Below are 20,695 nucleotides of genomic sequence, written 5' to 3'. Positions count from 1 at the left end.
GGCCCTCGTGGGTGAGAAGGACCGGCTGCGGGACTATCACGGCAAGCGTGACTTCGGGCGGACCGGGGAGCCGCGGGGGCGTGCGGCGGTCTCCGGCCAGGAACCGCGGTTCGTGGTGCAGATCCATGACGCCCGCACCCTGCACTTCGACTTCCGGCTCCAGGTGGACGACGTACTGAAGTCCTGGTCGGTGCCGAAGGGGCCCTCCGACGATCCGCACGACAAGCGGCTCGCCATGCCCACCGAGGACCATCCGCTGGAGTACGAGGAGTTCGAGGGCGTGATCCCGAAGGGCGAGTACGGCGGCGGCACGGTGATCGTCTGGGACAACGGCACGTACGAGCCGATGAGCCATGACCGCACGGGGCGGGCCGTCGACTTCGGCGAGTCGCTCGAGCGCGGTCATGCCACGTTCCGGCTGAGCGGGTCGAAGCTGCACGGCGAGTACGCGCTCACCCGGATCCGCGACGGGCAAGGCGGTGACCGGGAGGCGTGGCTGCTGGTGAAGGCCCGCAAGGGCCGGGCACGCGGGCACGGCACGCCCGACCCGTACCGGGCCCGTTCGGTGCGGACCGGGCGCACGCTCGCGCAGGTCGCCGCGGACGCCGGAAATTCCGGCGGATGATTCGGTTCCGGCCTCAACTACCGCTCTCTGCCTCTATGTTCACGGCGACATCCGCTCTCGCCGTAGGAGGCTCCTCGTATGCGCACCGCGCTCCGCACCGCCGTCACCGGCGCCGTGGCCGCCGCCACCGTCTTCGTCGCCGGGCCCGCCCAGGCGACTCCGCCCGGGCCCGGCGTCACCGCACGGACGATCAGTCAGAAGACCGTCGGCGACACCGACTACATCCTGCGGGAGATCACCATTCCGCCGGGTCAGGCCACCGGCTGGCACTACCACGACGGGCCACTGTACGCCTTCACCCAGCAGGGCACGCTCAGCCATTACGACTCCACCTGTGCCTCCGACGGCGTCTACCCGCAGGGCAGTTTCATCCAGGAACCGGCCGGCCCCGGGAACGTCCACATAGGCCGCAACCTGGGGGACACGGCGGTCGTCCTCGACGTGCTCTATGTGCTGCCGCACGGCGCGCCGTTCTCCCAGGACGCGCCGAACCCGGGCTGCCCGTTCCAGTGATCGCGGCATGGGGGTGATCACACCGGCGGCAGCGGCTGTTCGGCCCAGATCGTCTTGCCGCTGCCGGTCTGCCGGCTCCCCCAGCGCTGGGTGAGCTGGGCGACCAGCAGCAGTCCGCGGCCGCCCTCGTCGTAGGCGTGGGCCCGGCGCAGATGCGGGGAGGTGGAACTGCCGTCGGAGACCTCGCAGATGAGGGTGCGGTCGCGGATCAGGCGGAGCTGGATGGGGGCTGCGCCGTACCGGATGGCGTTGGTGACGAGTTCGCTGACGACGAGTTCGGTGACGAAGGCGGCCTCGTCCAGTCCCCAGGCTGTCAGTTGCTCCGTGGTGGCCTGCCGGGTGGCCGCCACGTGCTCCGGGTCCGGCAGTACGTCCCAGGTGGCGATGCGGTCCGCGCCCAGGGCCCGGGTGCGGGCCAGCAGCAGGGCGACGTCGTCGCTGGGGTCCTCCGGCAGGACGGCCTTCAGCACGGTGTCGCACAGGGCGTCGAGGGTCTCGGCGGGCGCGGTCAGCGCGCGGCACAGTTCGGCGATGGCATGGTCGATGTCGCGGTCGCGGTCCTCGATGAGGCCGTCCGTGTACAGGGCGACCAGGGAGCCCTCGGGCAGCTCCACCTCCACCGCCTCGAAGGGCAGCCCGCCGACACCCAGCGGGGGCCCCGCGCTCATCTCGATGACCTGCGTGGTGCCGTCGGGCAGGACGAGGGCCGGTGGTGGGTGGCCGGCGGCGGCCAGGGTGAGGCGGCGGGAGACGGGGTCGTAGACGGAGTACAGGCAGGTGGCGCCCAGTTCGGCGACCTCCTCGCTGTCCTCCCCGGCCAGGTGGGTGACCAGGTCGTCCAGGTGGGTGAGTAGTTCGTCGGGCGGCAGGTCCACGTCGGCGAGGGTGCGTACGGCCGTGCACAGGCGGCCCATGGTTGCCGACGACGGGATGCCGTGTCCGACGACGTCGCCGACGACGAGGGCGACACGGCCGCCGGACAGCGGGATCACGTCGAACCAGTCGCCGCCGATGCCGGCCTGCGATCCGGACGGACGGTAGCGGTGGGCCACCTCTACGGCCGCCTGCCCGGGCAGGCCCCGGGGCAGCAGGTTGTGCTGCAGGGCCAGCGCCGTGCTGCGTTCCCGGTCGAAGCGGCGGGCGTTGTCGATGCAGACGGCGGCCCGGCTGGCGAGTTCCTCGGCGAAGACGGCGTCGTCGGCGACGTACTCGTCGGGTTGCCTGATGCGCACGGCCACCACGACGCCGAGCGTGGTGCCGCGGGCCCGCAGCGGCGCCGCCATCATGGAGTGGGCGCCGACGCGGTGGCGCCGGCCGGCCGGAGCGCGCGCGTTGCGCTCCGCCACCCAGCGCATGAACGCCGGCTCACCCGCCTGGCTGAGGACCACCTGGCCGTCCAGGACGGCCCGTGCGGGCGGCGAGAACGGCGGGTAGAAGTCCACCTCGCCCAGGTGCACGGCCGCTTCCGGGGTGCCCTCGGTGCCGGAGCCGTGGGCGACACGGCGCAGCGCGATCTCGGCGCCGGCCAGCACCGGCGCCTCCTCCGCGCCCAGCACCCAGTCGAACAGGTCCACGCTGGCGAAGTCGGCGAACCGGGGCACCATGACCGCGATCATCTCCTCCGCCGTGCGCACCAGGTCCAGGGTGGTGCCGATGGTGGCCGCCGCCTCGTTCAGCAGGGCCAGCCGCTGCCGCGCCCAGTACTGCTCGGTGCTGTCGAACGCGGCCAGCGCGGTCCCGACCAGCCGGCCCGAGGAGTCCCGCACCGGCCACATGTCGGTGGTCCAGGCGTGCTCCCGGTTCAGGGCCGGGGCGCCGGTGAAGCTCTCGTAGCGCAGCGGCCTGCCCGTCTCGGCGACCTGGCGCAGATGCCACAGAAAGCCCCGGCTGTGTACCTCGTCCTCCACGGTCTCCGGGAAGGGGCGGCCGAGCAGGACCTCCTCGGGTACGCCCATGACCTTGCAGGCGGCTTCGTTGAGCCGCAGGTAGTGCTGGTCGGTGTCGAAGACGGACATGGACATGGACGCCTGCTGGAAGGCCTGCTCCGCGAGGGTGGGCTCGGCCCGGCCGGACGGCACGGTGGTGATCACGTATCCGCCCGGCTCGCCGTCGTCGCCGAGCAGGACGCATGCCGTCACGTTCAGGGCGACGGGCGAGCCGTCCCGGTGCCGCACCACGGCGGTGCCGGCCAGCGCGGCCACGGCTTCGGGCGGCGGCTGCTCGGCGAGCAGCTCGCGCACCGGCCGTCCCAGGGCGTCCTCGGCCGTCAGCCCCGTCAGCCGCCGGGCGCCCTCGCTCCACCCGGTGACGACACCGTGGGCATCAATGATCGCCGCAGCGGAGACGTGCTCCATGTCGTCCAGGATGAGTCCTGAGCCGCACCGCATCAACCGCGCTGCCCGATCGGTCAGTGACTGATCGCTCGCGTGCGGGTCGCCGTGCGGTCGTCAGTCGGGCGTGGTGGACGAGTTCGTGAGGGTGTCGAGTTCGGCGGCGAGGTCGGGATGGGCGGGCGTCAGGTGGGGGCGGGTGGCGTCGAGGGGGCGCAGGAGGGCGGCGGGGTCGTCCTGGGCGAGGGCCGCGTGAAGTTGGCCGACCGGGTGACGGGCGGCGGCGGGGAGGTCGGTGAGGGCGGTGATCCGACCGGCGATGCGGCGTAGGTCGGCGGCGTTGCGGCGGGCCCAGTTGGCGATGTTGCGGTCGGCGGCGCGACGCTCACGGGTGGCCTGGACGCGTTGTTCGCCGGTGGTGCCGGCGGGGCCGGGCCGGTTGCGCAGGTAGCGGCGTTCGGCGGCCTGGCGGCTGGCGACACCGAGGGGATGGGCGAGGTCGGCCCAGCTGGCGCCGGCGTCGCGGGCTGTCTCGATCAGCCCGGTCTCCCATCCGGCGAGCTGCTCGCGAATCTGCCGCAGCAGCAGGAGGGAGGCCAGGGCCTGCTCCGGGCCGGTGTACTCGGCGTCGGAGGGGGCGGGGGGCTCGTGCTGGGCGGCGTGCAGAGCGTTGCCGATGGCTTCCAGGGCCGCCGCGGCGGCGAGAAACGAGGCCGGGGTCAGGCTGCCGGCGCTGGACGAGGCCGGCTGGTCGGCTGCTGCCATGGGCACCTCTCTCGGGGTTGTCATCCTTTCGACGACATCATGTTTGTCATCCATTGGATGACATGTTACAACGGTTTCAGCGAGGCGCATTGGCAGGTACTGCCCGAACCTTTTGGAGGTGTTTCGCGATGTTGATGCGCACCGACCCCTTCCGCGAACTCGACCGGCTGACTCAGCAGCTGATGAGCCCGGGCACCTGGACGCGGCCGTCCACGATGGCGATGGACGCCTACCGCGAGGGTGACGAGTACGTGGTGGCCTTCGACCTTCCAGGCGTCAGCACGGAAGCGATCGACATCGACGTCGAGCGGAACATGCTGACCGTCAGGGCCGAGCGCCGACCCGTGACGAAGGCCGACGACGTCCAGAGGGAACTGTCGGAGCGGCCGCTGGGCGTCTTCTCCCGCCAGATCGTGCTGGCCGACACGCTGGACACCGAGCACATCAAGGCCGACTACGACGCCGGGGTGCTGACCCTGCGCATCCCGATCGCCGAGCGTGCCAAACCCCGCAAGATCGCCATCGGCGGGGACTCCTCCCGCAAGGAAATCTCCGGCTGACCCGGGGCGACCCGGGCCGATCAGCGGCGGAGGACGGGCACCTGGTCCGGGACTCCCCCGTCCTCCGCGCCCGCCGGGCTCAAGAAGGGTGGCGGCCGACGTGACCTTGCGATGGGACGCGTTCCTGGACCGTGTGAGGGAACGCGGAGAGTACGACAGCCGGCAGGAAGCGGAACGCGCGGCCCGCGTGGTGCTCGCCCTGCTGGGCGCACACCTGGTCGGCGAGGTGCGTGCCCAGCTGGCGGCACGGCTGCCGGAAGACTTCGCCCTGATCCTGCTCAACCCGCTGCAGAGCACCGAACCGCTGTCCCCGGAGCGGTTCGTGCGGGCGACGGCGGCCTGGATCGAGGGAGCCACCGACCGGACCGCGACCTGGGACGTCGGCGCCGTCCTCAGCACGGTCGCCGACTCGGCCGGCGACGACCTGCTCAACCAGATCCTGCTCCAGCTCCCCGCAGGCTACGACCTGCTCTTCGGCCGACCCCAGCCCACCTGACCGGCCGCGTGTCCGCCTCGCCCACGGCGGGCACCGGCAACCCCACAACGACAGAAAGGCAAACACCGCAGTGATGTCCGACCGGCGTGCACCGCTCCAGCACTCCTGCGCGATGACGTTCGAGCACATGCTGGAGAAGGTCCGTTACGAAGGCGCCTACCCCACCCGGGAACGGGCCGAGGAAGCCGTCCGCCTGGTCGTGGCGGGGCTCGGGCGCCAGCTGACCGGCGACGAACGCGTCGAACTGGCCGCCCGGCTGCCCCTCGAGGCCGCACGCGTCCTCACCGAACAGATCCCCGACACCCAGCCGCTGACCGGCTGGGCCTTCGTCAAGGACCTCGCCGCCCGAACCGGCGCCACCCTGGCCACCACCCGCTGGGACACCGGCTCCGTCCTCGCCACCGTCGCCGCCCTGGCCGGCCCCGAACTGCTCACCCGCATCCTGCACCAACTCCCCTCCGGCTACGCGCTCCTGTTCGGCCGCGCCGAACTCACCCAAGCCGCCTGACCCTGCGGCTTCCCGGGCTCGCGAGGGCGGCCGAGCGGGCCCACGGGCCGCGTCCTTCCGGCCGCCGTTCGCGTCGGAGCGGTGCTCTTGCCCTGGTCCGGGCCCGCTCGCACCGGGCCGGCGGTACGTGGCTCCCCTTCCCGCCCGGCGCCGGGGCTGCGAAGCCCTGGCATGCCGGGCGGTTCGCTGAAGGCGTCGGCCCGGCAGGCTCCAGGCCGGGGGCCGGCACTTCGCACCGGCGACCAGACGGGCGTGCGCCCGCTCGCCGCCGAGCGCCGCAGTCACCGTGGTGGCGCCGAGGGGGAAGGCCGCGGCGGCCCCTGGCAGGCGCCGAGTGCTGAGGACGGCGTCGAGGCCCGCACGGCGCGGGCCACCCCGCGGGTCCCTCCCTCCGGGCACCCCCGGCCCGCCCTACCGCCCTGGACGGCCGCCAGGCGCCGCGTCAGGCGGCACTCCTCCCGCCACTGCCCGGCACGTCACGCTGCCCACCCGTACAGGGCATCGGACCGAAGTCGCCTCACGCCCCCGCGCCCTCACTTGCGCAGTGCGGCGAGGGCCCGGTCGGCGTGGGTGTTCATGCGGAGTTCGCTGCGGACGATCTCCAGGACCGTGCGGTCCTGCCCTATGACGAAGGTGACCCGCTTGGTGGGGGCCAGCGAGAAGCCGCGTGTCACGCCGAAGCGGTCCCGGACCGTCCCGTCCGCGTCGGAGAGCAGCGGGATGCCGAGGGTGTGCCGGTCGGCGAACTCCTGCTGCCGTTCGACCGCGTCACCGCTGATGCCGACGGGCCGGGCTCCGACGGCGGCGAACTCGGCGGCGAGGTCGCGGAAGTGGCAGGCCTCCGCGGTGCAGCCCGGGGTGAGGGCGGCGGGGTAGAAGAAGAGCACCACCGGCCCTTCGGCGAGCAGCCCGGTGAGGCTGCGGGTGGTGCCGGTCTCGTCCGGCAGCGCGAAGTCCTCGACCTTGTCGCCGACCTTCAGCTGTGTGCTCATGCCTGGGTCGCCGCACTCTTCGCGACCCCGCGGGCCCACAGCACGAGGGGGATCTGCAGGGGCAGTCGGCCGATGGCGGCGGCCTTCTGCGGGGCGGGGCGGTGCCGCCAGTCGACGGCCATCTTCACGTTCGCGGGGAACACGCCGACGAAGAAGGCCGCCGTGGCCAGTGCGGCGACCTTGCGGGTGCGCGGCAGCGCCACCCCGGCCGCGAGCGCGAGTTCGGCGACGCCACTGGCGTACGTCCAGGTCCGGGGCGTCCCCGGCAGGGAGCGCGGCACGGTCGCGTCGAACTGCCGTGGGGCGGCGAAGTGGGCGACGCCCGCGGTGGCCAGCAGGCCGGCGAGCAGCAGGGGCGAACGTTCGGACCGGGGCACGGATCCTCCTAGGGTGACCTGCCGCCGGATGCTACCGGAGGGTAGACAACGGCCCGGCACGCGCCCCGGCCGTCACCGGCCCTGCTCGGTGCGGCGATTGTGGGTTCCGGCCGTGTAGTCGAAGGACCGGCGGAAGGCGTCGATGAAGGCGCTGGCGGAGGACCAGCCGCAGCGGTGGGCGACGGTTGTGACGGGCGTGTCCTCGGCGAGCAGCCGCAGTGTGCGGTAGAGGCGCGACTGGGTGCGCCACTGCGGGAAGGTCATGCCGAACTCGTGGCGGAAGAGCCGGCTGAGGGTGCGCCCGCCGGCCCCTGTCACGGCGGCGAGGGTGGCGGGGGTGCGCGGGTCGGGGTGGACGAGCGCGCGGACCGCGGCCAGGCGGGCGCTGGGACGGCTGCTGCTGTCCGGGCTCCGGGAGCCGGCGCCGCCCGGCGGGGCCGCCCCGGCCCCGGGCCCGTCCGGGCAGCGCCCGCGCACGGCGTCGTCATGACCGGTGCCCGAGCGGTTCGGTCAGGCGGTGTCGGCCGGTGCCGTCGGCTGCGGTTCGGTGTCCTCGTCGATGGCGTGGGCGAGGAAGTCGTCGACCATGCGGTGGAAGAGGGTGGACAGTTGGCCCAGTTCCTCGGGGGTCCACTCGGTCAGGGCGAGCTGCATGCCGCGGGCGCCGGCCTCACGCACGCGGGCGACGGCCTGCCGGCCGGCCTCGGTGAGTTCGATGCGCTGGGCGCGGCGGTCCCGGGGGTCGGGGACGCGGGTGACGTAGCCGGACTTCTGCAGCTGCTGCACCGTACGCGTGACGTGCGAGGCCTCCACACCGAGCCGGGCGGCCAGTTCCCCGGGGCGCAGCGACTCCGAGTCGGCGACCTGGCGCAGCAGCGCCACGGCGGCCCGGTCCAGTGGCACACCGGCCAGGGCCATGAGCCGCTCGTGCTGCCGGGCGCGCGTGCTCAGGTAGGTGATGCGGGTGAGCGCTCGCTCTATCTCGATCACTTCCGGGGACGCGGGCGTGTCGAGGAGTTCGGGGAGCGGCGGTGTCGACATGGGGACCACTTTACCATTTAGTTGCGTAACTCAACTAATTTGGGGTGGGTGTTCACACGGCGCCCGCCCTGCGCTCTTTCCGCAGCAGCCAGGCCGGATACGCGCCGTCGGCCACGCCCGTCACCACGCCGGCCGGCGGGAGGGCCGACCCGGTGACGCGCTGTGTGGCCAGGTCGGCGGCGGACACGAGGAGCGCGCCCGTCCACGCGGCCGGCAGGACGTCGGGGCCGGCGGCCCGGGTGACGCGGCGGGCGAGTCGGGGTGCGGCCATCGCGACGACCGGCACCGGCCCTGCGGCGGCGACCGCCATGGCCGTGAGCCCCGTCCCGGCGCACGGCGGCACAAGTCGGCTGCGCTCGGGCGGGACGCCGAGCGCGTCGGCCGTGTCGTCGCCCATCTCGAGCAGGGTCAGGCGCCTGGCGGCCCCGAGGACGACCGGCATCAGCGCCACCGGGCCGAGCGCAGGCCTCCGGCACACACCGCACCGCCCTGCTTGGCCGACTCCCCCCACCGGGCGTCAGGAACCGCTCTCGGCCCGGCCCAGCCAGTACCCGAAGCCGCGGCGCGTGTGGATCAGCGCCGGGTCGTCGTCCCGGTCCACCTTGCGGCGCAGGCGGGAGACGAGTTGCTCGATCGCGTTGTCGCCGCGGTGGTCGCCCCAGACGTAGCGGCCGATCTGCTCCTTGGACAGCACCCGGTGCGCGTTGCCCAGGAGGTGGCGCAGCAGCCGGTACTCCGCCGGCGTGAGGTCGAGCGCCCGCATCCCCCGTCGGGCCCGGCACACGGTGTCGTCCAGCACCAGGTCGCCGTACTCCAGCGGGTTGCCTCTGGGCGGGCCGGGGCGAGGGCCGCGCAGCAGCACCTGGATCCTGGCGAGGACTTCGGCCACCCGGAACGGCTTGGTGACGTAGTCCCGCTCCCCCAGGCCGAGTTCGGGCACGAGCCGGTGCAGGTGGTCGTACTCGGTGAGGAGGAGGACGGGCGGGCGGTGCGGGAGGGCGGGTCGGCGCTCCCGGCCGAGGTTCACCAAGTCCGGCAGGGTGGTGTCGAGGACCACCAGGTCGAAACGGTGCCGCGCGACGCGGGCCAGCGCCTCGGCGCCGGTGCCGGTGAGGCTGATCCGGTAGCCGGCCAACTCCAGGGTGGTCGAGACCAGTTCGGCGACGTCGGGCTCGGCCGCGACGACCAGGACGTGCTGGCCGGCGCCGCGCGCGAGGGCGGGTTTGTCGCCGGGGGCACCGTCCAGGGGCGCGGCCGTCTGCCGAGGGCTCATGACCGGCCCCGTCCGGCGCCGCGACGGCGGCCTTGGCCCGGAGTCGTTTTCACGGTCGTACTCCTTGTGCGGCGCCGTCAGCGGCCGGGTGAGACGGGTGCCAGCCACATGCCGACGACGGCATCGGCGAGGCCCATGGCGGCGTCGTCCCAGCTGGACCGGGGGGTGGAGGTGTTCTCGGCGAGGGCGCGCTCACGCTCGGCGGCCACGTGGACGACCAGGTGGCGGACCATCTCGCCGCGTTCGGCGCGGACCTCGGCGGGGAGGTCGGGCAGGCACCGGTTCAACCCCTCGATGATCTCCTGGAGAGCCGGGGAGGTAAGGGCCTCCTCGACCATGATCCGGTGCAGCGCCGGATCGGCGACGACCTGGGCGCAGAACCGCGCGTACCAGGTGGGGCTGCCGAGTGCCGCGAGGTGTTCGAGCGCCGGGCGGACGAGGCAGTCCACCCAGCCGCGCAGGTCGTCCGGGTCCGCGAGGTCGGCGACCAGGCGGGCGCGGATGTCCTCGATGCGCGTGGCGTGCCGCCGGACGATGGCGCGGACCAGGTCGGCCTTGGTGCCGAAGTGGTAGCCGACCGCCGTGTTGTTGCCCTGCCCCGCGGCCTCGCTGACCTGGCGGTTGGACACCGCGTACACGCCGTGTTCGGCGAAGAGCCGCTCGGCCGCGGTCAGCAGCAGCTCCCGGGTCGCGTTGACCTGTTCCTCGCGCAAAGTCCTGCTCGCCATGATCACCACCGCACCGGGACTTCCCAACACCCCCTGCGACGACCAGTCCCTCGAGCCGTCGCGGGTTCGCACTCCTACAATCTAAGTCACGTGATTGAACGATGCGGTGGAGCTGCCGTGCGTGTGGTGAGGACGGGCCCTGCTCCCCCTCGGGGATGACCTTGCCCGTGGCGCGTACTGCGTTCCGAGTACCGGCGACTGTCGGCAGACGCACGACGACGTGGCGGGCTGTTCCCTGGACCCTGGCAGATGGCTCCTGGCAGATGTCCGGGGCGCGAAGACCTCTCGTTCGTCACCACCGCACCGCACCCTGCCTCACCCGCACCCGCACCGACCGCTCCGGAACCGGAAGACCCCCATGACCATCCGCGTACTGCTCGTCGACGACCAGGCCCTGCTGCGGGCCACCTTCCGGATCCTGATCGACTCCTGCGCGGACATGGAGGTGGTCGGTGAGGCCGCCGACGGCGCCGAGGCCGTCGACCTCGCCCGAGCCCACCGCCCCGACCTGGTGCTGCTGGACATCCGCATGCCCGGCACCGACGGACTGGCCGCCACGTCCGCGATCTGCGCGGATCCGGACCTCGCGGCGGTGCGCGTGCTGATCCTCACCACGTTCGAGATCGACGAGTACGTCGCGCAGGCGCTGCGCGCCGGGGCGAGCGGCTTCCTCGGCAAGGACGTCACCGCGGACGTGCTGCTGGACGGCATCCGGACCGTGGCCGCCGGCGAGTCCCTGCTCTCCCCCACCGCGACCCGCACGCTGGTCACACGGTTCCTGGCCTCTCCCGCCGAGAGCTCGCAGTCGGCCGCGCCCGAGGACCTCGCCGCCCTCACCGCCCGGGAGCGGGAGGTCATGGCCTGGGTGGCCGAGGGGCACTCCAACGAGGAGATCGCCGAGAAGCTCTTCGTCAGCCCGCCGTGCGCACCCATGTCCACCGTGCCATGACGAAGCTGGGCGCCCGCGATCGTGCCCAACTCGTCGTCATGGCCTACCAGTCGGGTCTGGTGCGGGCCGTGCCGCCGAAGGGGAACGGCTGACCGCCCTTGCGCTGTTCGGGGGACAGACGCCTCGGCCGCCGTTCAGGGGAAAACGACGGCGGGGGTGCGTGGCGGCGGGCGGGACCGTCGACAACTGACCCGTGAGTCTGCCGCTGATCCCTCCCATGCTCGCCACGCCCGGCACCCTGCCGCCCGCCGCGCAGGACGCGCGCTGGGCGTACGAGACCAAGCAGGACGGCCAGCGCGCGGTGGTCTATCTGGAAGGCGACGGCAGCCTGCTGCTGCGCGCCCGTTCCGGCGAGGACATCACGGCCGCCTATCCCGAACTGCGGCCGCTGGGCAGCGCGCTCGGCACCACGGGCGCCGTACTGGACGGGGAGATCCTGGCGCTGGACGAACAGGGGCGCGCCGACTTCCAGTTGCTGCAGTCCCGCATGGGCCTGGCGCACGCGCCGACACGGGCCGCGCGGATGGCGGCTCAGACCCCCGTCCATCTGGTGCTGTTCGACGTGATGCACCTGGCGGGCCGCTCCCTGCTCACGCTGCCCTACACCCGGCGGCGCGGGCGGCTGGAGGAGCTGGGCCTGAGCGGGCCGTTCTGGTCGACGCCGGGCGCGCTGGTCGGGCACGGCGCCGAGGCCCTGCGAGCGACGCTCGAACACGGTCTGGAGGGGCTCGTCTGCAAGCGGCTGGACTCGGTGTACGAGCCCGGGGTGCGCTCCCGCGCCTGGATCAAGATCCGCAACATGCGCACGGAGGACGTCATCGTCGGGGGCTGGCTGCCCGGCAAGGGACGGCTCACGGGCCTGCCGGGAGCGGTGCTGGTCGGACAGCGCGCGGCCGGAAGTCTGCGGTACGTCGGCGGCGTGGGCACCGGCTGGAGCGAGGCCGAACGGACGCGGCTGGCCGAGCTGTTGCGGGCGTCCGAGACGGACACCTGCCCCTTCGCCCCCGCCCCGCGCGTGGCCGGTGCGCACTGGGTGCTGCCCCGGCTGGTCGGCGAGGTCCGCTACAGCGTCCGCACCCGGTCCGGGATGCTGCGCCAGCCGTCCTGGCTGCGGCTCAGGCCCGACCTCGCACCGGAGGACGCGGCGGCCGACCTGCCGGACGACAGTGTGTGACGCGGCTTCAGCCCCTGCAGCTTCGAACGGGACCGCGCTCGTGCCTTCTTGATGGGTTCAACGCGCCCCAACTGTTGCGCTGATCGTTACCACCGGTACGCCCGTGACTCTTGGCACGGAAGTGAAAAGGCAGGACCCTGAACTGCCTTTCCCCCACAGCCGTTGTGGCTGCGCCCGAACCAGGAGGAGGACGCAGTGTCGTCACTGGCGTTCCGCACCCACCGCAGGAGATGGCTCACCGGTCTCGCCGGTGCTGCCGCCCTCGTCATCGCCTTCCCCGCCGTGGCTTTCGCGGCCCCGCCGTCGGCGCTGCCCGCCAACGCCGACACGGCCGAGAGCACGTACCAGCCGGCCTACGACTACGACACCGACGGCTGCTACTCCACCCCCGCCATTGGCCCGGACGGAACCGTCAACGGCGGTCTCAACCCGACCGGTTCGCTCAGCGGCGACTGCCGTGACGCCTCGGACCTCGACAACACCAACGGCTACTCCCGCTACAAGTGCAACAACGGCTGGTGCGCCTACATGTACGGCCTGTACTTCGAGAAGGACCAGGCCGTGGCGGGCAGCAGCATCGGCGGGCACCGGCACGACTGGGAGCATGTCGTGGTGTGGGTGCAGAACAACGCGGTGCAGTACGTCTCGACGTCCAACCACGGCTCGTTCACGATCAGCGCCGCGTCCTCGGTGCGCTTCGACGGCACGCACGCGAAGATCGTGTACCACAAGGACGGCGTCAGCACGCACTGCTTCCGCCTCGCGGGCTCGGGCGACGAACCGCCGGAGAACCACAAGGGCACCTGGCAGTACCCGCCGCTGGTCGGCTGGAACGGCTACCCGTCGGGCGTGCGCGACAAGCTGGTCGCGTACGACTTCGGCAGCGCCAACTTCGGCCTGAAGGACGCCAACTTCGCGAACCACCTGGCGTCGGCGAAGCCGTCCGGCATCACGTTCGACCCGTACGCCTGATCAGCCCCTTCGGGCTCGGGCAGCAGGGCCCGGCCACCTGAGCGAGCGCGGGGCCCCGGACCTCTCCGGGGCCCCGCGCGGCCGTGCTGCGCGCGGTCGGTGTCAGCCGGCCGCCGGTCCGACGTCCCCGTCGACGTCCCGGTCGACGAGGGCGTCGCCCAGGGCCGTTCGGCCGTACAGCACGTAGTGGCCCTGACGCCGGGACTCCAGCAGGCCGGCCTCGCGCAGGACCGAGAGGTGGGCCGACACGGTGGAGGGGGCCAGGCCGTGACGGCGGGCCAGGTCCGTCGTCGAGGACGGGGTGGTCAGGTCGGCGAGGAGGGCGGCGCGCTGGTGGCCGAGCAGCCTGGCGAGTGCCTCCGCCGGGCGCCGTGCGGGGACGCTGTGCAGGCGGCCCATGCCTCGGGCGGGGTAGATGACGGTCGGCTGCCAGGGCCGGGCGAAGCCGCTGACCACGTCCGGCCACACGAACACGCTCGGCATGAGCAACACCCCTCTGCCGTCGGGTGTCTGGGCGTCCGGCACATCGCTGTACTCGCGCAGCGTGAGGGTGTGGCCCGCCCAGTCGACGGATGGATGCAGTCCGGTGAGCAGCGCGTCGAGCCCGGCGTCCGCCGCCCTGCGCGAGCGGTACGCGACGTCCGCCTCCAGAACAGCGCGGTGGCGCGGCCAGTCCGGTGCGAGCAGGGCGTACGAGGCCTGTTCGGTGAGGTCGGCCAGGCGCCGTACGGTGGCGGCCGGGTCGTCGAGCGCGGCACGCCCCTGGGGTGACTCGGCGAGTCCCGGGGTGAAGCCGAGCGAGCGGCTCATCTCCGCGTGGGCCAGGTCGGGGTCCGTGGCGCGCATCCGCGCCAACTCGTCCTCGATCGAGGGATACGGCTCCTGCGGCGGCGGTCCCAGGAAGTCCGGGGTGTAGCCGCCGGGCGGTGGGATGAACAGCCACAGCGGTGCCAGGTCGAGGCCGGCGACCGTACGGCGCATGCGGCGCAACCAGCCCTGGTGGTAGCCGTGCCGGGCGGGCCGGCGGAGCAGGCGCAGCGCCTCGTGGGTCTGGCACAGCGGCGAGATCGCGAACCGGCAGCGCGTGAGGTCGTCGGTGCCGAGGTGCAGGGCGAGCGGCATGGCGACCCCCGTCGTGAGCAGCGATTCGTCCGGATCGAAAGCCTCGTGCCGGCCCGAGGATTCGTCCTGGACCGAAAGAGTAGAGGCGCACGCCGCCGACCGGCATGCTTGCCCCGACTCCCCCTCTCGGAAAGGCGGATGGATGGGCAGCCCACGTCCGGCACCCTGGCGGCGTGCCGCCGTCGTCGCGGCGCTGATGCTGGCGGCGTTCACGTTCAACACCACCGAGAACCTGCCGATCGGCCTGCTCGCGCTCATGGCGGACGACCTGCGGGTCTCGCTGGCGGCCGTGGGCGCCCTGGTGACCGGGTACGGCCTGACCGTGGCTGTCGTGTCGCTGCCCCTCGCCCATGCCACCCGGTCGCTGCCACGCCGGTATCTGCTGGCGGGGCTGCTGGGGCTGCTCGCCGTGGCCAGTTGGGTGTCGGCGCTGGGAGGCGTGTCGTACGGGCTGCTGCTCGCGGCGCGGGTGGCGACGGCGATGGCGCAGGCGTTGTTCTGGGCGGTGATGGGACCGGTCGCGGTCGGGCTGTTTCCGCCCGAGCGCCGGGGGCGGATCATCGGGCTGCTGTCCGTCGGCGGTTCCCTGGCCACGGTGGCCGGGGTGCCGGCGGGAACCTGGCTGGGCGGGCACACCGGCTGGCGGACGCCGTTCGTGCTGCTCGGGGTACTCGCGCTCATCTCGCTCGTGACCATCGGCGTCCTGCTGCCCTCGTCCCGCCCGGAGGACGGCCACTCCGTGTACGGGGCCGCCCCCGACCGGCGCGGGTTCTACGTCGTGCTGACCGTCAGCGCCCTGTCGGTGACCGGTTTCTTCGCCGGGTTCACCTACGTCGTCGCCTTCCTCGACGAGGTGAGCGGGCTGGGCGAGGACGCGGTGAGCGGCGTGCTGTTCGCGTTCGGCGGGGCGGCGCTGGCCGGGGTCACCGTGGTCGGTCCGCTCCTCGACCGCTTTCCGCGGGCCACGCTGGCCGTGCCGGTGGCGGCCCAGGCGGTGGCGCTGCTCGGTCTCTACGCGACGGGCCATGTCCCGGTGGCGTGCGTCGTGCTGATCATGCTGCTCGGCGCCTCGGTCGCGACCACCTTCATGGCGTCGCAGAGCCGGGTTCTCCAGGTGGCGCCGGGTCGCACGGAGACGGCCCTCGCGGCCAACTCGGCCGCCTACAACGTGGGCATCGCCGCCGGTGCGCTGCTCGGGGGCGTACTGCTGCCCGTGGTCGGGGTGCGCGGCACGTTCCTGGTCGGGGGGCTGCTGACGGTGGCGGCGCTGGCGGTGCTGATCCGGCCGGTGCGGGCGGGCGTCGAGGACGGGGCGGGCGGCAAGGGCCGGGCGGGAATGGGGCGGTACCGTACGGACGCGGGGTTGTGACGGTCTATCGTGTCCGCATGTCCGTCCCTGAACTGATCCGTATCGTCTCCCGTGACTCGCCCATGGCGCTCGCCCAAGTGGAGCGTGTCCGCGCCGAGTTGGCGGCCCTGCACCCCGGTGTGCGCACCGAGGTCGTGCCCGTGAAGACGACCGGTGACAAGTGGATGGGCGATCTGTCCCAGGTCGAGGGCAAGGGAGCGTTCACCAAGGAGGTGGACGCGGCGCTGCTGGCGGGCGAGGCCGATCTCGCCGTGCACTGCGTCAAGGACGTCCCCGCCGACCGGCCGCTGCCCGCGGGCACGACGTTCGCCGCGTTCCTGAAGCGGGACGACGTCCGGGACGCCCTCATCCATCCCGGGGGACTCACGCTGGACGAGCTGCCGGCGGGGACCCGGATCGGCACCTCCTCGGTCCGCCGCGTCGCCCAGCTGGCCGCCACCCACCCGCACCTGCAGTGCGTACCGTTCCGCGGCAACGCCAACCGGCGGCTGGAGAAGCTGGCCGCCGACGAGGCGGACGCGCTGCTGCTGGCGGTGGCCGGCCTCGAGCGCATCGGCCGGCGTGACGTGATCAGCGAGGTCCTCTCCCCCGAGGTGATGATGCCGCCGATCGGCGCGGGCATCCTCGCGCTGCAGTGCCGGGAGGGCGACACCGAGCTCATCGACGCGGTCAGCGGCCTCGGTGACCCGGACACCTATCGGGAGGCCACCGCCGAGCGCATGTTCCTGCACGTCCTGCAGGGGCACTGCAACAGCCCGATCGCCGGGTACGCGCGCGTGGACCGGGGCGGCGAACTGTCCCTGCGGGCCTGTGTGTTCACTCCGGACGGCAAGACGCGGCTGAACGCCCACGAGTGGGCCGGCCGACTGGACCCGGCCACGCTCGGTACGTCGGTGGCGGTCGCGCTGCTGCGTCAGGGGGCACGGGAGATCATCGACGGCATCCCGCACTGAGGCCTCGGGGACCTCGGGCACGAAGGGCGCTGCCGCGTCGGACGGCGCCCCACCGAGACGCTCCGCGTCAGGCGGTGCCCTCTTCGGCCTGGTCCCGCAGGAAGTTGCTCACCTGGAGCGCGAGGCCGTCGCGCAGGGTGGCGGCGTGGGCGCCGACGGAGTTCTCCTGCAGCCCGAGGCCGCCGGTCCACAGCCGGCGGTCGGCCCACTCCTCCTCGACGCGCAGCTGGATCTGCACGTCGACCTGGCTCAGGCTCGCCTCCGGGCCCGCCGCGTACAGCACGGCGGTGGCCCGGCGCAGCGGGTAGACGTCGAAGCCCTCGATGAACTGCGAGTTGCGCCAGTCGATGAACGCCGCCTCGCCTTCACGGCCGATCCGCACGTCGATCTGACCGTCCTCGAGGTGGATGCCGAGGTGCCGCTCGCCGCGGTTCTCGACGGTGACGCGGACCCTGAAGTACGTCAGGCCTTCGGCGGCGTCGTCCCGTCCGCGCGGCGGCTCGGCGGCTTCCAGGCGGTGGACGCGGACACGCAAACCGGCATGCTCGTCGTACTCGTGCCAGTCCCCGACCACGTTCGGCTCGTACACAGTCCACCTCTCGACCTCAGAGAGCTGCTTCCTATCTTTGCGCCGAGTGCACTGTCAAATGAGCAGAATGCGCGGTGGCCAGCCCATTCGCCCCCTTGATCACCGATCAAGCCGTGGGCAGGAAGAATCCGCTTTCTGGCCTGACGGCCGCGTTCGGCCACGTGCCGCACATCACGTTGCCCACCAAGATCAGCGAGCCAGCCGGCCCAGCAGCGAGGAGGCCGCGGCGATGCCGAGCACGGCGGCCACCAGCAGGACGGCGAAGTCGAGCGCGAGGTGGGCCGGGGTGCCGAGGAGGAGGCCGCGCAGGGCGTCGACCTGGTAGCTGAGCGGGTCGGCCTTGCCGACCGCCTGGAGCCGGCCCGGCATCACGGACAGCGGGTGGAGGGCATTGGAGCCGAAGAACAACGGCATCGTGATGGCCTGCCCGAAGCCCATCAGCCGGTCGCGGCTGAGGACGATGCCGGCGATGGTCATCGACAGGCAGGAGAAGAACGCCGGTCCGAGGACGACGACGGCGGCGACGCCGAGCAGCTTCAGCGGGTTCCAGGTCAGCGCGACGCCGAGCAGCGCGGCGAGGACGATCACGACGACGGCCTGGGCCAGGGACTTCACCCCGGCCGCGAACGCCTTGCCGGTGATCAGGGCGGAGCGCGGGGTCGGGGTGACCAGGAGCTTGTTGAGGATGCCGGCGTCGCGTTCCCAGATGATCTGGATGCCGTGGAAGACGGCGATGAACATCGCGGACTGGGCGATGTTGCCGGGGGCCAGATAGGTCGAACCGGGTCGGGCTGATGCACCGCGGCCGCATCCGGGCCCTCGGCACCCCGACCGAGCTCAGGGAAGGGCTCGGCACCCGTCGGCGTGCCGCGGGGGCGGCCGACACCGACCCGCTGCCCACGCTGGAGGGCGACATCGTCGGCAGCAGACTCGACGAGAGTTCAGGAGACTTCCGCGATGTCCGAAGCACCCGCCGCACGCCGCGTCGGCTGACCGGGACCCCGCCCACGGCATCGACCTGCTGCTACGGCCGCCCGAACCCCGCCCCGGCTGGCGGCTGCTGCCCGCCCGCGTCCTGGCGATGTGCGTCGTGGAGCTGCAGAAGCTGCGCCGCGACCGCACCGAGCTGTACACCCGCGCGGTCCAGCCCGCCCTCTGGCTGCTGATCTTCGGCCAGACCTTCACCCGGCTCAGGGCGATCCCCAGCGAGGGCGTCCCCTACTCGCAGTACTGGTCGGCCTCGTCCATGTTGGGGGTCCCCCTCTGGGGGAGGGTGGTGACCAGGACCGTCATGCCGGTGACGGCGCGGACGGCACCGATGTGCTCCCACACGCCGGTGCGGGCGATCGGGTCGAGGCCGATGGTCGGTTCGTCGAGGATCAGCAGGCGGGGCGCGCTGACCAGGGCCTGGGCGAGTTCGAGGCGGCGGACCATGCCGCCGGAGTAGGTGCCGGCGAGCCGGTCGGCGGCGTCGGTGAGACCGACGGCGGCCAGGGCCTGGCCGACCCGTTCGGCGCGTTCGCGGCGGGGCACGTCGAAGACGCGGGCGAACAGGGCGACGTTCTCGCGGCCGGTGAGGCTCGCGTCGGCGGACAGCTGCTGCGGGACGTAGCCGAGCAGACGCCGCACCGCCATACGGTCGCCCGCGGCGTCGTACCCGAAGACGTGGACCATGCCGGCGGGTACCGGCAGGAGGGTGGTCATGCAGCGGATGGCCGTGGTCTTTCCGGCGCCGTCGGGGCCGAGCAGGCCGAAGACCTCGCCCTGCCGCACCGTCAGGTCGAGCCCGTCCACCGCGTTGGTCTCACCGAAGGAGCAGGCGAGCCCGGTGCAGGTCACCGCCTCGGCGACGTCTCGTTTCATGCTCACTCCGCCTCCTCGCGCAGTGTGCCGGCCAGTCGGCGCAGCGCCGGGATCGCCGCCGGCAGCGTCTCCCGGTCCGCCTCGTCGAGGCCGGACACCTGGCGTCGTACGAGATCGGCGCGCCGCTTGCGCCACTCGCCGAGCCGGGCCTCGGCCGCCGGGGTGGCAGCAGTCGGGCGGCGCGCCGGTCGGCCGGGTCCGTCTCGCGGACCAGATGGCCCTGCCGGGCCAGCTGGTTGACCAGCGTCGACACCGAATTGCCCGCCAGGTACAGCTCCTTGGCCGCGTCCGAGATCCCGATGCCGGGCCGCTCCACGACCAGCCGCAACAGCTCCACCTCGGCACCGGGCAGCTGCGGGGCGGGCATCTCCCGCCGCAGCCTGCGCCGGATCAGTCGCTGGACCCCGACGAGCGCGTCGGCCGGCTCCTCCGGGAAGGTCTCCTGCGTCATGGACCAAGGGAGGGCAATGGCGAGCCCGTTTCTCCGCCAACACAGAGTCATTCGACGGTGACATGAAGTCGCATTCACGAAATTTGTTTCAGATGCGCTTTCAGGGGGGAATCCACCCATATGTGCTTCGGACAGGAGGCACGTCCGTGGGAGCCGGCCCACCGGGCTCCAGGGTGTCCTCCTGAGGTCCGACTCCGCGCCTCCCACGGTGTCTGTCCAGTCAGCACCTGCTGAGGAGGTGCGCTCGGATGAGTGCCACCACCAGAACGAAGCAGCATCCGCACGACGACGCCCCTGACACCGCGGAAGCGTTCGACCGGCTCGTGGGAATGCCGAACGGGCCGGAACGCAAGGCGCTCAGGGACGATCTGGTTCAGGCCTGGTTGCCCATGGCCGAGCGGATCGCCGTCCGGTTCAAGGGGCGCGGTGAGTCCCTCGAGGACCTGTACCAGGTGGCCGCCCTGGGACTGGTGAAGGCCGTCGACCACTACGAGCCGGCACGCGGCCACGCCTTCGAGGCGTACGCGGTGCCCACCATCACCGGCGAGATCAAGCGGCACTTCCGCGACCACATGTGGACGCTGCACGTGCCGCGCCGGGTCCAGGACCTGCGCAACCGGGTGCGCAGCTCCGCGAAGGAGCTGTCGCAGCAGACCCCGGGCCGGGTGCCCACCGTGTCGGAGATCGCCGAGCACGCGCATCTGACCGAGGCCGAGGTGCGCACCGGCATGGAGGCCCTGGAGTGCTTCTCCGCGCTGTCGCTGGAGGCGGAGATGCCCGGCACGGACGGTTACGCGCTGGGCGACGCGCTCGGCGGTCCCGATCCGGCGTACGACGTCGTCGTCGACCGGGTGACCGTCAGCCCGTGCCTGCAGCGGCTTCCGGAGCGTGAGCGGACCATCCTCTACCTCCGCTTCTTCGGCGGGATGACCCAGAGCCGCATCGCGCAGCAGCTCGGCATCTCGCAGATGCACGTCTCCCGGTTGCTGAGCGGCTGCTTCGCCCATTTGCGCGACGAAATGCTCGTGGAAGTCCGTTGAACCCG

At 72.6% G+C, this 20,695-nt stretch carries 20 protein-coding genes and 7 pseudogenes; 13 read left to right on the top strand and 14 right to left on the bottom strand.

Going from position 1 to position 20,695, the window contains the following annotated elements:
• The first annotated feature begins 7 nt into the window (after window positions 1-7).
• A complete protein-coding gene (locus QQM39_RS45030) occupies window positions 8-625 on the top strand; it encodes a DNA polymerase ligase N-terminal domain-containing protein (protein ID WP_302003349.1) in 618 nt (205 codons plus the stop codon).
• 78 nt (window positions 626-703) lie between these two features.
• Entirely contained in the window at window positions 704-1,138 is a 435-nt protein-coding gene (locus QQM39_RS45025; RefSeq protein ID WP_302003347.1) for a cupin domain-containing protein, read from the top strand.
• A gap of 17 nt (window positions 1,139-1,155) precedes the next feature.
• On the opposite strand, the gene QQM39_RS45020 is transcribed toward QQM39_RS45025, so the two are convergent.
• The gene (locus QQM39_RS45020; RefSeq protein ID WP_302003346.1) at window positions 1,156-3,492 is read right to left on the bottom strand and encodes a SpoIIE family protein phosphatase; all 2,337 of its coding nucleotides are present in this window, start codon (window positions 3,490-3,492) and stop codon (window positions 1,156-1,158) included.
• A gap of 93 nt (window positions 3,493-3,585) precedes the next feature.
• The gene (locus QQM39_RS45015; protein WP_302003345.1) at window positions 3,586-4,233 is read right to left on the bottom strand and encodes a type III effector protein; all 648 of its coding nucleotides are present in this window, start codon (window positions 4,231-4,233) and stop codon (window positions 3,586-3,588) included.
• Window positions 4,234-4,361: 128 nt separating this feature from the next.
• Here QQM39_RS45015 and QQM39_RS45010 point away from each other — a divergent pair, with 128 nt between their 5' ends.
• From QQM39_RS45010 to QQM39_RS45000, 3 genes are all read left to right on the top strand, one after another.
• Window positions 4,362-4,793 (top strand): Hsp20/alpha crystallin family protein, encoded by a 432-nt coding sequence (locus QQM39_RS45010; RefSeq protein ID WP_302003344.1) that lies wholly within the window; start codon window positions 4,362-4,364, stop codon window positions 4,791-4,793.
• Window positions 4,794-4,893: 100 nt separating this feature from the next.
• Window positions 4,894-5,289 (top strand): DUF2267 domain-containing protein, encoded by a 396-nt coding sequence (locus tag QQM39_RS45005; protein WP_302003343.1) that lies wholly within the window; start codon window positions 4,894-4,896, stop codon window positions 5,287-5,289.
• A gap of 73 nt (window positions 5,290-5,362) precedes the next feature.
• Entirely contained in the window at window positions 5,363-5,797 is a 435-nt protein-coding gene (locus QQM39_RS45000; RefSeq protein ID WP_302003342.1) for a DUF2267 domain-containing protein, read from the top strand.
• 533 nt (window positions 5,798-6,330) lie between these two features.
• Here the strand turns inward: QQM39_RS45000 and QQM39_RS44995 are convergent.
• From QQM39_RS44995 to QQM39_RS44965, 7 genes and pseudogenes are all read right to left on the bottom strand, one after another.
• The gene (locus tag QQM39_RS44995) at window positions 6,331-6,789 is read right to left on the bottom strand and encodes a peroxiredoxin (protein WP_302003341.1); all 459 of its coding nucleotides are present in this window, start codon (window positions 6,787-6,789) and stop codon (window positions 6,331-6,333) included.
• A complete protein-coding gene (locus QQM39_RS44990) occupies window positions 6,786-7,166 on the bottom strand; it encodes a MauE/DoxX family redox-associated membrane protein (RefSeq protein WP_302003340.1) in 381 nt (126 codons plus the stop codon). Before QQM39_RS44990 ends, QQM39_RS44995 begins: the two co-directional genes overlap by 4 nt.
• Before the next feature lie 72 nt (window positions 7,167-7,238).
• A pseudogene (locus QQM39_RS44985) lies at window positions 7,239-7,547 on the bottom strand (helix-turn-helix transcriptional regulator); the annotation flags it as partial.
• Between the two features lie 129 nt (window positions 7,548-7,676).
• Complete coding sequence (locus tag QQM39_RS44980; protein ID WP_302003339.1) at window positions 7,677-8,207, bottom strand: MarR family winged helix-turn-helix transcriptional regulator; 531 nt, start codon at window positions 8,205-8,207, stop codon at window positions 7,677-7,679.
• Between the two features lie 52 nt (window positions 8,208-8,259).
• Window positions 8,260-8,649: an iron chelate uptake ABC transporter family permease subunit gene (locus QQM39_RS44975; protein ID WP_302003939.1), complete on the bottom strand. Its 390-nt coding sequence runs from the start codon at window positions 8,647-8,649 to the stop codon at window positions 8,260-8,262.
• 75 nt (window positions 8,650-8,724) lie between these two features.
• On the bottom strand, window positions 8,725-9,480 hold the full coding sequence (locus QQM39_RS44970) for a response regulator transcription factor (RefSeq protein ID WP_302003337.1): 756 nt from the start codon (window positions 9,478-9,480) through the stop codon (window positions 8,725-8,727).
• Between the two features lie 77 nt (window positions 9,481-9,557).
• Window positions 9,558-10,208: a TetR/AcrR family transcriptional regulator gene (locus tag QQM39_RS44965; protein ID WP_302003335.1), complete on the bottom strand. Its 651-nt coding sequence runs from the start codon at window positions 10,206-10,208 to the stop codon at window positions 9,558-9,560.
• A 358-nt stretch (window positions 10,209-10,566) separates the two neighbouring features.
• Here QQM39_RS44965 and QQM39_RS44960 point away from each other — a divergent pair.
• The 3 genes and pseudogenes from QQM39_RS44960 to QQM39_RS44950 all read left to right on the top strand — a co-directional run bounded on the left by QQM39_RS44960 (window position 10,567) and on the right by QQM39_RS44950 (window position 13,303).
• A pseudogene (locus QQM39_RS44960) lies at window positions 10,567-11,249 on the top strand (response regulator).
• Window positions 11,250-11,350: 101 nt separating this feature from the next.
• The gene (locus tag QQM39_RS44955; protein WP_302003334.1) at window positions 11,351-12,331 is read left to right on the top strand and encodes an ATP-dependent DNA ligase; all 981 of its coding nucleotides are present in this window, start codon (window positions 11,351-11,353) and stop codon (window positions 12,329-12,331) included.
• Between the two features lie 195 nt (window positions 12,332-12,526).
• The gene (locus tag QQM39_RS44950) at window positions 12,527-13,303 is read left to right on the top strand and encodes an NPP1 family protein (RefSeq protein WP_302003333.1); all 777 of its coding nucleotides are present in this window, start codon (window positions 12,527-12,529) and stop codon (window positions 13,301-13,303) included.
• 102 nt (window positions 13,304-13,405) lie between these two features.
• On the opposite strand, the gene QQM39_RS44945 is transcribed toward QQM39_RS44950, so the two are convergent.
• Window positions 13,406-14,425: a DUF5937 family protein gene (locus QQM39_RS44945; protein WP_302003332.1), complete on the bottom strand. Its 1,020-nt coding sequence runs from the start codon at window positions 14,423-14,425 to the stop codon at window positions 13,406-13,408.
• Between the two features lie 142 nt (window positions 14,426-14,567).
• Here QQM39_RS44945 and QQM39_RS44940 point away from each other — a divergent pair, with 142 nt between their 5' ends.
• Together QQM39_RS44940 and hemC are read left to right on the top strand one after the other, a co-directional pair.
• On the top strand, window positions 14,568-15,794 hold the full coding sequence (locus tag QQM39_RS44940; RefSeq protein ID WP_302003331.1) for an MFS transporter: 1,227 nt from the start codon (window positions 14,568-14,570) through the stop codon (window positions 15,792-15,794).
• 17 nt (window positions 15,795-15,811) lie between these two features.
• On the top strand, window positions 15,812-16,747 hold the full coding sequence (hemC, locus tag QQM39_RS44935; protein WP_302003330.1) for a hydroxymethylbilane synthase: 936 nt from the start codon (window positions 15,812-15,814) through the stop codon (window positions 16,745-16,747).
• A 67-nt stretch (window positions 16,748-16,814) separates the two neighbouring features.
• Here the strand turns inward: hemC and QQM39_RS44930 are convergent, their stop codons facing one another.
• Window positions 16,815-17,336 (bottom strand): hypothetical protein, encoded by a 522-nt coding sequence (locus tag QQM39_RS44930; protein WP_302003329.1) that lies wholly within the window; start codon window positions 17,334-17,336, stop codon window positions 16,815-16,817.
• A 189-nt stretch (window positions 17,337-17,525) separates the two neighbouring features.
• Window positions 17,526-18,110, bottom strand: a pseudogene (locus tag QQM39_RS44925) (ABC transporter permease); the annotation flags it as partial.
• Between the two features lie 5 nt (window positions 18,111-18,115).
• Between QQM39_RS44925 and QQM39_RS44920 the strand changes: the two are divergent.
• Both QQM39_RS44920 and QQM39_RS44915 read left to right on the top strand, forming a co-directional pair.
• Window positions 18,116-18,328, top strand: a pseudogene (locus QQM39_RS44920) (ABC transporter ATP-binding protein); the annotation flags it as partial.
• A 20-nt stretch (window positions 18,329-18,348) separates the two neighbouring features.
• Window positions 18,349-18,558: pseudogene (locus QQM39_RS44915) on the top strand (multidrug ABC transporter permease); the annotation flags it as partial.
• Here QQM39_RS44915 and QQM39_RS44910 read toward each other — a convergent pair.
• Both QQM39_RS44910 and QQM39_RS44905 read right to left on the bottom strand, forming a co-directional pair.
• Window positions 18,558-19,199: pseudogene (locus QQM39_RS44910) on the bottom strand (ATP-binding cassette domain-containing protein); the annotation flags it as partial. The pseudogenes QQM39_RS44915 and QQM39_RS44910 sit on opposite strands and share 1 nt — an antisense overlap.
• A gap of 2 nt (window positions 19,200-19,201) precedes the next feature.
• A pseudogene (locus tag QQM39_RS44905) lies at window positions 19,202-19,650 on the bottom strand (MarR family winged helix-turn-helix transcriptional regulator).
• 248 nt (window positions 19,651-19,898) lie between these two features.
• Between QQM39_RS44905 and QQM39_RS44900 the strand changes: the two are divergent.
• Window positions 19,899-20,690 (top strand): SigB/SigF/SigG family RNA polymerase sigma factor, encoded by a 792-nt coding sequence (locus QQM39_RS44900; protein WP_302003328.1) that lies wholly within the window; start codon window positions 19,899-19,901, stop codon window positions 20,688-20,690.
• Window positions 20,691-20,695: the final 5 nt, after the last annotated feature.

It is taken from the genome of Streptomyces sp. DT2A-34 (genome assembly GCF_030499515.1).
In the GTDB taxonomy this organism is placed as follows: Bacteria; Actinomycetota; Actinomycetes; order Streptomycetales; family Streptomycetaceae; genus Streptomyces.
Note: the sequence above shows the minus strand (reverse complement) of the source record. Positions and strands in the feature narration are given on the sequence as shown.

Excerpts from the sequence above, each read along its gene's own strand:
- QQM39_RS45025 (WP_302003347.1), top strand. The coding sequence starts at position 704 with ATGCGCACCGCGCTCCGCACCGCCGTCACCGGCGCCGTGGCCGCCGCC.
- QQM39_RS45020 (WP_302003346.1), bottom strand. The coding sequence starts at position 3,492 with ATGGAGCACGTCTCCGCTGCGGCGATCATTGATGCCCACGGTGTCGTC.
- QQM39_RS45015 (WP_302003345.1), bottom strand. The coding sequence starts at position 4,233 with ATGGCAGCAGCCGACCAGCCGGCCTCGTCCAGCGCCGGCAGCCTGACC.
- QQM39_RS45010 (WP_302003344.1), top strand. The coding sequence starts at position 4,362 with ATGTTGATGCGCACCGACCCCTTCCGCGAACTCGACCGGCTGACTCAG.
- QQM39_RS45000 (WP_302003342.1), top strand. The coding sequence starts at position 5,363 with ATGTCCGACCGGCGTGCACCGCTCCAGCACTCCTGCGCGATGACGTTC.
- QQM39_RS44995 (WP_302003341.1), bottom strand. The coding sequence starts at position 6,789 with ATGAGCACACAGCTGAAGGTCGGCGACAAGGTCGAGGACTTCGCGCTG.
- QQM39_RS44980 (WP_302003339.1), bottom strand. The coding sequence starts at position 8,207 with ATGTCGACACCGCCGCTCCCCGAACTCCTCGACACGCCCGCGTCCCCG.
- QQM39_RS44975 (WP_302003939.1), bottom strand. The coding sequence starts at position 8,649 with ATGCCGGTCGTCCTCGGGGCCGCCAGGCGCCTGACCCTGCTCGAGATG.
- QQM39_RS44970 (WP_302003337.1), bottom strand. The coding sequence starts at position 9,480 with ATGAGCCCTCGGCAGACGGCCGCGCCCCTGGACGGTGCCCCCGGCGAC.
- QQM39_RS44965 (WP_302003335.1), bottom strand. The coding sequence starts at position 10,208 with ATGGCGAGCAGGACTTTGCGCGAGGAACAGGTCAACGCGACCCGGGAG.
- QQM39_RS44945 (WP_302003332.1), bottom strand. The coding sequence starts at position 14,425 with ATGCCGCTCGCCCTGCACCTCGGCACCGACGACCTCACGCGCTGCCGG.
- QQM39_RS44940 (WP_302003331.1), top strand. The coding sequence starts at position 14,568 with ATGGGCAGCCCACGTCCGGCACCCTGGCGGCGTGCCGCCGTCGTCGCG.
- hemC (WP_302003330.1), top strand. The coding sequence starts at position 15,812 with ATGTCCGTCCCTGAACTGATCCGTATCGTCTCCCGTGACTCGCCCATG.
- QQM39_RS44900 (WP_302003328.1), top strand. The coding sequence starts at position 19,899 with ATGAGTGCCACCACCAGAACGAAGCAGCATCCGCACGACGACGCCCCT.